The sequence below is a fragment of the Sphingobacterium sp. NPDC055431 genome (assembly GCF_053644255.1).
The window spans coordinates 160847-174328 of record NZ_JBSHLH010000006.1; the positions used below are offsets into that span (position 1 = coordinate 160847).

13 protein-coding genes are annotated in these 13482 nt (G+C 40.4%); 8 read left to right on the forward strand and 5 right to left on the reverse strand.

What is annotated here, in order from left to right; genetic code table 11:
- The first annotated feature begins 418 nt into the window (after positions 1 to 418).
- A complete protein-coding gene (locus ACWIB3_RS08220; RefSeq protein WP_185210684.1) occupies positions 419 to 994 on the forward strand; it encodes a C40 family peptidase in 576 nt (191 codons plus the stop codon).
- A 103-nt stretch (positions 995 to 1097) separates the two neighbouring features.
- Positions 1098 to 1613, forward strand: coding sequence for a phosphoribosyltransferase family protein (locus tag ACWIB3_RS08225; protein WP_185210686.1), 516 nt, complete (start codon positions 1098 to 1100; stop codon positions 1611 to 1613).
- A gap of 45 nt (positions 1614 to 1658) precedes the next feature.
- Here ACWIB3_RS08225 and ACWIB3_RS08230 read toward each other — a convergent pair whose 3' ends face one another.
- From ACWIB3_RS08230 to ACWIB3_RS08250, 5 genes are all read right to left on the reverse strand, one after another.
- Positions 1659 to 3110, reverse strand: a complete 1452-nt coding sequence (locus tag ACWIB3_RS08230) for a lytic transglycosylase domain-containing protein (protein ID WP_185216082.1) — start codon at positions 3108 to 3110, stop codon at positions 1659 to 1661.
- A 150-nt stretch (positions 3111 to 3260) separates the two neighbouring features.
- Complete coding sequence (locus tag ACWIB3_RS08235; protein WP_093098747.1) at positions 3261 to 3476, reverse strand: Sec-independent protein translocase subunit TatA/TatB; 216 nt, start codon at positions 3474 to 3476, stop codon at positions 3261 to 3263.
- 75 nt (positions 3477 to 3551) lie between these two features.
- A complete protein-coding gene (locus ACWIB3_RS08240) occupies positions 3552 to 4829 on the reverse strand; it encodes a murein hydrolase activator EnvC family protein (protein WP_185216081.1) in 1278 nt (425 codons plus the stop codon).
- 109 nt (positions 4830 to 4938) lie between these two features.
- Positions 4939 to 5721, reverse strand: a complete 783-nt coding sequence (locus ACWIB3_RS08245; protein ID WP_454291344.1) for a DUF4292 domain-containing protein — start codon at positions 5719 to 5721, stop codon at positions 4939 to 4941.
- Positions 5699 to 7405, reverse strand: coding sequence for a tetratricopeptide repeat protein (locus ACWIB3_RS08250; protein ID WP_185210691.1), 1707 nt, complete (start codon positions 7403 to 7405; stop codon positions 5699 to 5701). The genes ACWIB3_RS08245 and ACWIB3_RS08250 overlap by 23 nt, the downstream gene beginning before the upstream one ends.
- Positions 7406 to 8319: 914 nt before the next feature.
- Between ACWIB3_RS08250 and rplM the strand changes: the two genes are divergently transcribed.
- The 6 genes from rplM to ACWIB3_RS08280 all read left to right on the forward strand — a co-directional run bounded on the left by rplM (position 8320) and on the right by ACWIB3_RS08280 (position 13307).
- Positions 8320 to 8763 carry a 50S ribosomal protein L13 gene (rplM, locus tag ACWIB3_RS08255; protein ID WP_094255220.1) on the forward strand — a complete coding sequence of 148 codons (444 nt, stop codon included), beginning with the start codon at positions 8320 to 8322 and terminating at the stop codon, positions 8761 to 8763.
- Positions 8764 to 8774: 11 nt separating this feature from the next.
- Positions 8775 to 9161 (forward strand): 30S ribosomal protein S9, encoded by a 387-nt coding sequence (gene rpsI, locus ACWIB3_RS08260; protein ID WP_094255221.1) that lies wholly within the window; start codon positions 8775 to 8777, stop codon positions 9159 to 9161.
- A gap of 18 nt (positions 9162 to 9179) precedes the next feature.
- On the forward strand, positions 9180 to 9986 hold the full coding sequence (gene rpsB / locus ACWIB3_RS08265) for a 30S ribosomal protein S2 (protein WP_093098738.1): 807 nt from the start codon (positions 9180 to 9182) through the stop codon (positions 9984 to 9986).
- Between the two features lie 191 nt (positions 9987 to 10177).
- Positions 10178 to 11014: a translation elongation factor Ts gene (gene tsf / locus ACWIB3_RS08270; protein ID WP_093098737.1), complete on the forward strand. Its 837-nt coding sequence runs from the start codon at positions 10178 to 10180 to the stop codon at positions 11012 to 11014.
- Positions 11015 to 11328: 314 nt separating this feature from the next.
- Positions 11329 to 12393 carry an AI-2E family transporter gene (locus ACWIB3_RS08275; RefSeq protein WP_185210694.1) on the forward strand — a complete coding sequence of 355 codons (1065 nt, stop codon included), beginning with the start codon at positions 11329 to 11331 and terminating at the stop codon, positions 12391 to 12393.
- A gap of 170 nt (positions 12394 to 12563) precedes the next feature.
- Entirely contained in the window at positions 12564 to 13307 is a 744-nt protein-coding gene (locus ACWIB3_RS08280) for an SDR family NAD(P)-dependent oxidoreductase (RefSeq protein WP_185210696.1), read from the forward strand.
- Positions 13308 to 13482: the final 175 nt, after the last annotated feature.

Consider the following 13482-nt stretch of genomic DNA (forward strand, 5'->3'; position numbering starts at 1 on the left):
AGGAAGGCTTCTAATATCTGTACTAATTACTATACAATAGAATCACTTCCTCCTGGTATTGCCCCCGGTGGTAATGATAATTGTAATAATAATAGATGCGTTTAACATTAATTTTGTTTTTGAATGTCCAAATATATTATTAAATTTTATATAACAATGTAGTTTTATTAAAAAAATTAAAAAAAATTATAAAAAGTAGCCCTATATCAGATTAAGCCAATATTTAAATGTAAATCGACAAATGAAAGGTTAAACAGGTAAAAAATCCAAATGTTAAAAGTGTTAAAACTTTGTTAAATTTCTTTAAGAATGTTTTGAATTCTATACAGTATGTATTAGATTTGCTTCAGCTCGTTTGAAAAATTACAAAAAAATGAAGGTTTTCAGGGAGCTTATGGTTGTATAAATTAGCGATTTAATGAAAACAAAGAAACTAGTGGCAGTGATGCTATTCATAGGCTTATGTCTATTCTCGCAGGCTCAAACCAGCCAAAAATCCTCAGACCCTGATAACCTAGCAAAAGAATACTTCTCTCAAATCATGGGCGTTGCATCAAACGCTACTACCAACACAAAACTTTATCAGTTTGTTTACGAATGGTTAGGAACTCCTTATCGCCTTGGAGGTGATTCTAAAAGAGGGATCGACTGTTCTAAATTCTCGTTGGCAGTTTATGAGAATGTGTTCAACACCACGATCGGTTATAATAGCCGCAATCAATATTCCAATGTAACCCCTATTCGTAAGAATGATTTACAACCTGGAGACTTGGTGTTCTTTAAGATCAGAAGCAGAAGCATTACCCACGTAGGTGTTTATTTAGGAGATGATAAATTTGCACATGCATCATCTAGTAAAGGTGTCATGGTAAGTAACCTAAATGAAGCTTACTGGAAGCGATACTACTATAACGGTGGCCGTCCTAAATTGGAAGATGGCGAGCGTATCATGACTGCTGATGCCAACCCAAATCAGAAAAGCAATCTTCACTAGATCAAACTAGAGTTATAAAATATTAAAATAAAGTCCGAAAGTCATGCTTTCGGACTTTATTTTTTAAATTTTTGCTAAATTTACCCCTATCAAAAAAGCAACAATGTCATCTAAGAAAACACTTATCCTCAATAAAGAGCAGATCCTTCAAAAGTCCAAACGTATTGCCTATCAAATCGTAGAAGATAACTTTGACGAGTCTACAATTGTTCTTGTTGGTCTAGCTGACCGCGGTTATGTATTTGCCGAACGCTTACAGAAGATACTTATGGAAATAGCACCTGACAAAACCTTTGAATTGATCAAGGTAACTGTGCAAAAAACCAAGCGTAAACTGGAAGCGACAACAGATGTTCCGATTGAAACAGCAAAGGATAAAGTAATCATCTTGATAGACGACGTTTTAAACAGCGGTAGGACCTTGGCTTATGGCCTGGGTGTGTTTCTTAACGTTCCATTAAAACGCATGCGTACAGCCGTTCTAATCGACCGTAGCCACCATCAGTTCCCGGTGTTCAGTGATTATTATGGATTAAAGCTTTCAACCATCCTCAAAGAACACGTTGAGGTGGTCCTGGAGGAATTCGATAAAAAAGAAGATGCGGCATATTTATCATAGCCGCATCTTCCTTTTAAAATTCTATTTGTTTAGGTATTCCCTCTATTAACTCTTACCCTTATAAATCTTCAGCTTCTGACCAATGCGTAGGTTAGACCCACGAAGGTTATTATCTGATTTTATCTTGTTTACGGTAGCCCCACGGTGCTTTCCAGCGATCTCTGACAAGGTATCCCCTTTACGCACCACATAGGTTACATAAGTAGGGTTACTTTTCACGGCGGTCTTTGCACGGGTTGCTGCCAGCACATTCTTGGACAGTTCCTCATCAATGGCTCTTGAAACCACCAAGGTCCTTCCTGTAATCGAACTTCTTGAAGTCAGGTTATTCCAAGCCATTAAGTTTTGGACGCTGACGCCATATTTTCTAGAAATAGTCTGCAAGGTCTCCCCTTTTGTTACCTTATGGTCCTTGTCCTCTTTTACATCCACTGCTGCGATGGCTTTTTGAATAGCCTCGTCCTGCGGATTATGCAGGGCAGCATAGATCAACGAATCGCTCATCGATTCATTAATGGGAATCACCAAACGTCTTTGTTTCTCAGGACTTGCAACCACCACTTCGCGCTTATAACCTGGATTCAATTGCTTCAACAGTTCAGGAGAACAGGTCAAGGCAGATGCAAGTTGCTTGATATTGACCGATTTATCCAGCATCAGGACCTTATGGTCTGTCTGCAGATCATTCACCTCCGAATCCAAGCCATACAGCTCTGCATGGTTCAGCACATAGGTCATCGCAATGAATTTCGGTATATAGTTTTGGGTTTCTTTAGGAAGGAATGGCGACAGTTCCCAGTAGTTCGGGCTGTTCAATCCAGAACGGATAATGGCGCGACGCACACAGCCTCTACCGCAGTTATACGAAGCCAGGGCCAACAACCAATCATTGAATTCATCATAAGCCTCCTTTAAATAACTGGAGACCGCATAGGTTGTCGAGTATACATCCTTTCGCTCGTCAAAATTAGAATCCATGGTCAGGTTATAGACCTTCGCGGTGCCATAGATAAACTGCCATGGGCCAACGGCTCCAGAAGTGGAAACGGTATGCGGGTTTAGGGAAGATTCAATAACGGACAGATACTTTACCTCATCGGGCACGCCTTGTTCGGCAAAGATCTGGTCATAGATCGGGAAATAATATTCGCTCAAGCCTAGCAGTTTTTCCATATAAGGCTTGTAATTCCTGGAAATATATTTATCCAGATAAGCCTTGACGCGGACATTATATTCCAAAGGGACCGTTTTCTGGATCCTTTGGATCCGCTGGGCGATATTGACGTCCTCTTCACTGAAGACTACGCCGCCACCTGCCACTTGCTTGACAGAATCCAACATCAGGAAAGTCTTTTCCTTATCTTTCTCTAATTGGTCAATAATATTGGCCTGAAAGGTTTCCCCAAAGACAGTTGGGTCCACCTGCTGTTCCTGTGCGTATCCAAACTTCAGGACACACAAGCCTATTGTAACTAGGAAACTAATTTTTTTGTTCATAAGTAATCGCTACTGTAAAAACTATCTGTGTTAGTTCTTCGCTTATCGTTGGCAATTTGTGCCAATTCATTTTGGTTAGCTATAAAAAAAAGTTTCACCAGACACATGACGTATCCAGTGAAACTTTATAAAATCTTTTAATGAAAATAATTAACCTTGTTTGTTAACTGTATCATTATTAGCTGTTGTATTTGTGTTGCCTTCAGCATTTGGATCATCTTTTTGGCCTTCTTTGAATTCTTTCACGCCACGTCCTAACCCACGCATCAATTCAGGAATTTTCTTTCCCCCAAATAACAATAACGCCAATACCACGATAATGATAATCTCATTGGTACCGATAAATAATAATCCTGATGTATACATATTCTACTAATTTACTGATTCTTTTCTTTTAGTGTATCTAACAAATATATAGATAAATAATTTAAATCCCTGTAACTATCTTGCTATCCATATTGATGGATTCATCGAAGTTGTACCGCGATAAACGCTCAAGTCTATATAGGAATAACCTACCTCTGGATCGGAGTCTGCAGCCCCGATTACGGTCCCTGTAGAGATCTTCTGACCCTTGCTTACATTTACCGATTTCAGGTTAGAATAAGCCGTCAGATACTCACCATGTTGAACCACCACGGCATACGATCCGATATTGATAACCTGCAATACCGTACCTTCAAATACCGTTTTTACAGGTGCCCCATCCGATGTACGGATACGGATATAATCATAGAAGTCACGAACTCCACGCTCTACCGTAACACTACCGTAGTTACGTACAATATTACCCTGTCCAACCGGCCATGGCAAACGTCCTCTGTTGGATGAGAAACCAGCCGACAACTTGGTTGCTTCCGGTGAGTTGTTCAATACAGCTGAACCTGTTTTCTTTTCAATTTTCTTCTCGGCTTCTGTAACAGTGGTACCTGTTTTCTTAGCCTCAGCTTCCGCCAATCTTCTTCTGCGTTCTTCCTCAGCTCTACGTGCTGCTTCTACCTCACGGGCAATGGCAGTCTTGATCGCTGCATCCAGGCGTTTCTTTTCTTGTTGTTTTTTCGTCAACTGACCGCGGAACGTACGCTCCTCACGAGCCAATTGGTTCAACTCCTGAGAGTGGGCCGCTTTATCCTTGGCTATGGTATTACGCTCAGCTTCCTGTTCTTTCAACAGGGACTGTTGCGTCTTTTTATCTCTTTCCAATTGCGCAATCTTCAGCTCGATCTGTTTCTTGGTTCCCTCGATCTCGGCAACCTTGACCTTTCGGGCATCGGTAAATTGCTGCAGGTATTTTACCCTTTTAAAGGCTTGGTTAAAGTCCTTTGAAGCGAAGATAAACATCATCTTATTGTAGGAGTTCTTGTTCCTAAATGCAAATAGGATCATCTTTTCATAATCCTGTCTCATTTTTTCCAACTCCGCCTTAAGCTTATCTACGATGGCATTATTTGATGAAATGTTTTTGTTGATAATGCGCAACTCCGAATTGATGGTACTGATTTTATTCTCCCTGAGGTCCAACTGCTTGCTCAGCGCAGCAACTTCCTGTTGGGATAGGATCTTCTCCTGGGTCTTGGCACTTAATATTTTTTGGAGCTCAGCAATTTCTCTATCTATTCTTTCCCTTTGTTTCTTTAATTCCAAACTACTTTGTCCATAGCTCAAGCCAACAAATAGCAATAAGGAAAATATACTGAGTACAATCTTTTTAAAATCCATGAAATGTTAAATTCTTTCGTCTCTATTTTACAGAACTTCCAAAAATAAGGATATACTTAATACGAAAATAATAAAAACACAATTTCTTTACATTCAATCAGCCTAGCAATTAATTGATTGCCTTATATCTGGACGGAATACTGAAGTTAAGTTCCACGCCTTTATTGAATTCCGACTTGTTGTAAAGCATGTCTGAAGACACTTTCGCACCACTACCTTCAATGTTTAACGTGAATCTCTGTGGAAAATTATGTCCGTCAATTACAGCAAACTCACTGTACTGAGCTTCCAATTTATTGGATTTGCCCAGCTCCATCAAGTTGAACAGGGTCGGTCTGTTACTTTTGTTCACACCGTAATGAAAGGTCAATCCATCCTTCACCCCGATAACCTGCACATCGTCTTCACTGGTCGCGATCTGCAATTGATCGGTACGCAACATCTCTGTTGATATATTGCCTACCAAGATATCCTGCAACATCCAAAAGGAAATACCAGGATTGGTATACCTATATATATAGGAAAATGGTTTAGCGATATACTCGCTCTGCAATCTATTGATGATCTTTACACTGTCTGGAGTAATCAAGACCCGGGCAGCTTCAATCCCCAAGAGTGCAGTAACCGAAATCCAAATGGCCTTATCCCGTTCCATACGCACATTCAAGGTTACGTTCTGGGTCTCTTCACCAAACTGCACCCTTGCCTTTGCCCGACCTGAGAAGGTGATAAAGTTCAAATTGTTCAATTCATAGGTGCTCAAAAGGTCCTTACCCTTTGCTGTAGCAGCGGCATCCTCCTTCTTAACGGTTGCCTTTTTACTGGCACAGGCTGATGCAAGCATCAATACCGCCAAGACCAAACTGATTTTACTCAATATATTTCTTCTCACTGATTTTCTGTTTTAACTTTTCCTTATCCAAGGCACTTCCTTCCGAATAGGTCATCGCCTTCTCCCATTGCTTCAATGCTTCCTTGGTCTTTCCTAATTTGATCAGGATATCACCATAATGATCATATAATACGCCAGATGGTTCCGAATTTTTGATCGCTTTCTCGATCCATACCAAGGCTTCCTGATATTTCCCTTGTTGGAATAGCACCCAGGCATAGGTATCTTGGAAGGTTCCAGAATTTGGCTCCAACTCATTTGCCTTCTTGGCGTATGCAGCAGCTTTATCCAGATCTTTCTTCTGTAGCGAAAGATAATAGGCTGCATTGTTCATCACCGTTACATTGTTGCTATCCAATTTGATTGCTTCCTCGTACGCCACTTCAGATGCCGACTCCATCTTGATCTCATGGTAAAGGTCACCCAAACCACCGTAAATCATAGACTTCACGAAGTCATTCTCATTGCCGCTCTGATCCAGGGCACGCTCAAGGAACAACCGGGCGTTGTCGGTATCTTTTTTCATCATATAGGCAACCCCAACAAAATAAGTGATGATCACATTATTGGGATTATGGCTCAATGCCTCTTTTCCATCCACGATGGCTTCATCTAATTTGTTCTGCGCCAATTCCACATTGATCAACTTACGCCATGCATCCACATGCTGCGGGTTCATGCTCACCGTTGTCAAGTAAAGTGACTTGGCCTGATCAAGGTCACCACGCATCCAAAGGATATCTCCTTTAAACATATGACTATCGGGCATCCTTGGGTGCTTTAACACCAAGGTGTTCGCCAAGTCCTGCAATTGGTCTTTCGTAAAATCCTTATTGTTGTTCACCAGGTTCATCATGACCCGATGCTTGTCGATAAAGGTTACCGCGTCTGATTGAAAGGCCTTTTTGATATTCTCAAAAGCCTGCGAGCCTTTTTTCAGCGCCATATTGGCATCTGCCATATCCAGGTACAGCAGATCATCTTTTGTCGTGGCCAGCCCTTCATCCAAAACGGTCAGGGCTTCCTTCGGTTTCTTTTCGTCCAGCAAGATATAGCTCAGGCTACTGTACACCTGGCGAATCGGAGATTTTTTCTTTCTCCACTGTTGAAGAACTTCATTGGCTTCTCGTGGGCGATCCATATCCATCAGAATTTCAGCCTTCAGGACATCTAGGGTATCCGTTTCACCGAACTTAGCTTTCGTTTCTTCATATGTCTTCAATGCATCTTCCGATTTTTTACCGGCATGCTGCATCATGATCTTTTCACGATATACCTGCGGATTGTTGGGTTGCTTCTTGATGAACTCATCCAATAACTCGACAGCAGAGGTGAAATCACCTTTGCTCTTGTACAGTTCCAGAAGATGGTTGTTGTATATGATATTCTCAGGAGCAATCTTCACGGCCTCCTCAGCAGCAGGCAAGGCAACATCAAAGTTTCTAGCTTGAGCATATAACAAGGATTTCGCATAGTAGACCTCTGCTCCATTCGGGTATTTCTCCAGGGTCTCTTCAATACTTTGCAGTGCATTTGCTAAATCCCCACTTTTCAGCTTGGACTCAATAGATGCCAATTGCTCCTTATAACCCTTATCATCCTTCAATTCTTGCGCAAACAACACTTGTCCCGCCATCAACATTACTCCCAGAACCAGGGGTTTGCACCAATGTAATCTTCTCATCTAAATCTCTTTAATTATTCACCTTTTATCTTGCTTAGCGCACAGTCTAAGGCTATTCAAGGTAATAAATTAATTTTAAAGAGTACAAAAATGCAGAAAAGTTTAAATGAATATCTTTAAGAAATGTTAAATCACGATAAAATCACCTATAAATATGCCTTAACAGGAGGGATTATTCCTTGAAAGCCGTTTATTTCTAAAAGGTCATTGGTTAGGTAATTTGGATTAGATAACTGGAACTAATTCACTGAAGGCTTCTGCAGCTTTTCCTGCAAGGGCTTCCTTTGGAGGGATAAATGTTTTTATAAATTGGGAAACCCCAAGAAGGGGTGAAATCTTTGTAGACTCAAGGAATTCCTCATGGAGAACTCACAGCGTGGGTGAAATGTTTTTCTGAAAATCTTCTTTAATTGGGTGAACTTAATAAAAAATAGTTTCTTCATCTGACAATTTCTGAAAGACCCCAAATTCAAAAAAAAAAAAAAAAATAGATTCTTCGCTGTGCCCTGAATCCCTCTCAGGAATATCAAATTCTGAACGATGTGTGAAGAATCTGTGCGTAGATATCTCATAACCTGCTGTCTTCCTACACCTGCGGTGTAGGACCTGTTCACCAATACAATTATGATTGAATTGTTCCGAGACACTTCGGAGAACCTTCAGCATGACACCAAAAAAAACTTATTTTGCGATACCTAGCCACATGGGGGGCTGCATTATTTTAGATGAATGGTTTCAAACAAAATAGGGCATGTTGTGGCTTTTCTGCCATGTAGCTAAAGCCATGAAAAACAGCTGGAAACAAAAAGTAAAATTGGCTTTGAGAATTAAATATAATTATTGTACCTTTGCAGACCTAATTGTAGTGATTACAATAGGATTTAAAACATTATTAATTAATTAAATAAAAGCAAGTGAATACGTTAAGTTACAAAACTGTCTCTGCTAACAAGAACACCGTTAACAAAGAATGGATCGTTGTTGACGCTGAAGGCGAGATTTTGGGGCGCTTGGCAAGCGAGATTGCGAAAGTGATCCGTGGAAAGCACAAGCCTTCATTCACCCCACACGTAGACTGTGGAGATAACGTGATTGTTATCAATGCAGACAAGATTAGATTGACTGGAAACAAGTTGGGCGACAAGGTATATGTTCGCTACACAGGCTACCCAGGTGGTCAGCGTTTCGTTTCTCCAAAAGAGTTAATGGCAAAGCACCCAGAGCGCATCATTGAGAAAGCTGTTCGCGGGATGTTGCCTAAGAACCGTTTAGGACGTCAGTTATTTAAGAACCTATATGTTTATGCTGGAACAGAGCACAAGCATGAGGCTCAGAATCCAAAACCAGTTAAATTTTAAGGAGAACGATTATGTCAACAACTAACACTTCAGGAAGAAGAAAAACTGCTGTTGCCCGCATCTACTTAACAGCTGGCAATGGAAACATTACCGTAAACGGTAAAGATTACAAGGAATATTTTCCTACATTACCTTTGCAATACATCGTTACTCAATCGTTATTGGTAGCAGATTCTCTTGCAAATTTTGACATCAATGTTAACGTTCAAGGTGGTGGGGTAAAAGGCCAAGCAGAAGCAGTTCGTTTAGCGATTGCAAAAGCTTTGGTAGAGCTTAACCCAGAAGTAAAACCTGCTTTACGTTCTAAAGGTTTGATGACACGTGATGACCGTATGGTTGAGCGTAAGAAACCAGGACGTCGTAAGGCACGTAGAAGATTCCAATTCAGTAAACGTTAATATAAGGAGGATCAAAAAATGGCAAGAACAACATATCAAGAATTATTGGATGCAGGTGTTCACTTTGGTCACCTTACTCGTAAGTGGGATCCGAAAATGGCTAAGTACATTTTCATGGAACGCAATGGTATCCACATCATCGACTTGAACAAGACTCTTACAAAATTAGAAGAGGCAGCATCAGCGATCAAACAGATCGTAAAATCAGGTCGTAAAGTTTTATTCGTAGCTACAAAGAAACAAGCGAAAGAAATCGTGGCAGAACAAGCGAAAGCGGTAAACATGCCTTTCGTGACAGAACGTTGGTTAGGTGGTATGCTTACTAACTTTGCAACAGTTCGCAAATCAATCAAGAAAATGTCAAACATCGATAAAATGCAGAAAGATGGCACTTACGATGTATTGTCTAAGAAAGAAAAATTGATGATCCAACGTGAGCGTATCAAGTTAGAGAACCTTTTAGGAGGTATCGCAGACTTGAACCGTTTACCTGCTGCATTATTCATTATCGACGTTAAGAAAGAGCATATTGCGGTTGCAGAAGCGATGAAATTAAACATCCCTACTTTTGCAATGGTTGATACAAACTCTGACCCTACAAACATCGACTTCCCTATTCCAGCGAACGATGACGCGACTAAATCAATCAGCTTAATTGCAAGCGTAATTGGTAAAGCTATCATTGAAGGATTGGAAGAGCGCAAGCGCGATAAAGAAGAGGACGCGGAAAAAGAAGCTGCTGCTGCTAAAGCTGCAGTTGACAATGGTGAAGCTACTGAAGCGACTCCAGGAAAACGCACTCGTAAAGCGAAAGACGTAGAATAATCTTATTCTATAATATAAGCCGGATAGACAAGTGTTGGTTTCTGGAAGATCTGCTTCCTTTTACCGCCCCTGTCTTTCCGGTTTTTTTGCTGAAAGGCAAGAACCTATTGAACATTAAAAGTTAACATTCTGTTGATTTTAATTCAAGGAATGCTTAACACATCAATTGTAATTTTAACAAAAAATATACTATGTCAGTACAAATTTCTGCATCAGATGTAAACAAATTGCGTCAACAAACTGGCGCTGGTATGATGGACTGTAAAAAAGCATTAGTGGAAGCTAATGGTGATTTCGAAGCTGCTGTTGACTACCTTCGTAAAAAAGGTGCTAAAGTTGCTGCTAGCCGTCAAGACCGCGACTCAAACGAAGGAGTAATTATTGCTAAAGCTGCGGCTGATGGCAAATCAGGTATCGTAGTTGAGGTAAACTGTGAGACTGACTTCGTAGCGAAGAACGCTGATTTCGTTGCATTTGCTGAATCAGTAGCTGACGCTGCATTAGCGAACAGCCCTGCTACTCTAGAGGACCTAAAAGCATTGGAAATCGGTGGAACTAAAATCGCTGACTTATTGATCGAACAAACTGGTAAGATCGGTGAGAAAATCGACGTTTCTAAATTCGAAACTGTTGCTGCTGATAAAGTTGTTGCTTATATCCACGGTAACTACCGTCTAGGTGTATTGGTAGGTCTTTCTGCTGATGCTGCTGGTGTTGAAGAAGCTGGTAAAGACGTAGCTATGCAAATCGCTGCGATGAACCCAGTGGCTATCGATAAAGATGGTGTTGATACGAAAACTATCGAACGCGAACTTGAAATCGCTAAAGAACAAATCCGCGCTGAAGGTAAACCAGAAGAAATGGTAGAAAAAATCGCTCAAGGTAAATTGAACAAATTCTACAAAGAAAACACTTTATTGAACCAAGAGTTCGTTAAAGATTCTTCTAAATCTATCGCTCAGTTCTTGGATTCAGTTGCTAAAGGATTGACTGTTACTGCTTTCAAACGTGTACAATTAGGCGCGTAAGCATTATAAAATAAGAAAAGCCCATCCCCAAAAAGGATGGGCTTTTCTTATTTTATAGACTAAGAGACATTAGACATCAGACATTAGACCTATCCTTGCCAAGCAAGTTTTGACAAGCACAGATGGCTGAATTGTTTCAAGCAAAGCTGTTTGGTTTTTATGCGATAGGCTCTGTGAAAACGTCAAAAACATTGTTGGAAAAATTAAGTTAATATTAAAGCAGCAAGCTCTATTTAGGGTTATACAGTGGTCTTATGTCTTATGTCTATTGTCTGTTGTCTAAAACACTATATTTACCTAAATTGCTACTGAATATGAGAACGAAGCAGATTAACAACAATTCCATCAACCAGATCATGTTGATTATCATCATTATCTTGGTATGTATCCTAATTTTCAAGAACCTTTACTATTATTTGCCGGGCTTCCTAGGTGCCATTACTTTATATGTGCTATTCCGTAATAGCTACTTTAAATTGACAGAACGGAAAAGATGGAACAAGATCCTGACCAGTCTCCTGTTTATTCTCATATCCATTGTCTTTATTGTATTGCCTATTTGGGCCTTGGTGGATTATCTGGTTCCACAGATCACCAGTTTCTTGAACAATACGGATAAGATCGTCTCCCAGTTCAATCTCTTGAAGGAATATATGGCCGACAAGCCATTCCTGAAGGATATTGACATGTCGGATGAAGCTTTGCTCAATATGCTGCAGCGATTTACCAAATATGTACCAAGCATATTGAACTCCGTGGCCGAGGTCATGATCAATATTATAGTGGCTTTGTTTGTGCTTTATTTTATGTTGGTGTATGGTAGGCAAATGGAAAGTTATATCTCCAGTGGTGTACCCTTCTCACCAAAAAGCAAACAAGAACTATGGAAAGAGTTTGATTCCATGGTCCGTTCCAATGCTATCGGTATCCCTATCTTGGGATTTTTCCAAGGTTTAGTAGCCATGTTGGGCTATTGGATCTTTGGGGTAGATAATTTTATTCTGATGGGCATGCTGACCGGTATTGCTTCCATAGTTCCGGTATTAGGGACCATGACCATCTATGTTCCACTGGGTATCATTACCTTAGCCGGAGGTGAAACTGCCAATGGAATCGGTATCCTCCTCTATGGATTCCTATTGATCGGTAGTATCGATAATATCTTACGCTTTACCATTTTAAAAACATTGGGAAATGTCCCACCTCTGATCACGGTGTTTGGGGTATTGCTGGGTCTAAAATTATTCGGCATGTTGGGATTGATCTTCGGTCCTTTGATCCTATCTTCTGTAGGAGTTTTGATCAAGGTCTATTCCAATGAATATGGCAAGGGAGATTCAATTATCCTGAGTACAGATAACCCCGAGAAAACCGAATAAGGTAAAATAATATTCATATTAGGTAATACCAAAAATGGCGATTATCAAAAGATTGTAAGCTTTGACTTGCACTTTCCTATTAAAGTCATAATCAGCTTTTTGGATGACAAAAGTCACATAACTGCTCTTGTATTCTTTGTATCTTATTGTCAAAATAATAAGCGAACAATATGAAACAACTAAATGACAAAGTGGCTATTGTGACCGGAGGAGTTTCCGGTATCGGTAAGGCAATCGTTGAACTTTTTGTAAAAGAAGGTGCTAAAGTTGTTATAGCGGATCTGAACGAAAAGTTAGGAGAAGAATTGATCAACAATCTTGGTGAGGGGAATGTTATCTTTATTAAAGCAGATGCCTCTTCTGCCGAAGACAATAAAAAAATTGTGGAGGCTGCCATTGAGAATTTCGGCGCACTACATATTGCAGTGAACAATGCAGGAATAGGTGGCGAATCCAACAACGTTGGGGACCTATCTATCGAAGGCTGGAAAAAAGTCATTGACATCAACCTCAATGGAGTATTCTATGGAATGCACTATCAGTTACCAGAGATTGAGAAAGTGGGCGGAAGCATCATTAATATGGCATCTATCCTTGGGGCAGTAGGATTTGCGAAATCATCGGCATACGTTGCAGCAAAACATGGCGTTGTCGGACTGACCCAGGCTGCAGGATGGGAATATGCGACCAAAGGCGTTCGCATCAATGCAATCGGTCCTGGATTTATTGCAACTCCATTGGTTGAAGCCAACCTGGATGCAGACTCCCTGAAATATCTAGAAACACAACATGCTTTCCAAAGATTGGGTAAGCCAGAAGAAGTAGCAGAGCTGGCTTTATGGCTAGCTTCGGATAAAGCTTCATTCGTTACGGCATCCTATTACCCAGTGGATGGCGGTTATTTAGCGAAATAAAAAAACGGAAGGCAATTGAAAAAAATTGCCTTCCGTTTTTTTAATGAATGGGGAATGAAGAAAGCAGGCGAATTCAATTCGCCCCTTCTATGTTGTATTCCAAATTTTTTCTTGATTATTTGCCTCTATGGTTGTTTTTCCTTTCCCTTTCCCTTGCTTTGGGCCAAAGGTTGCC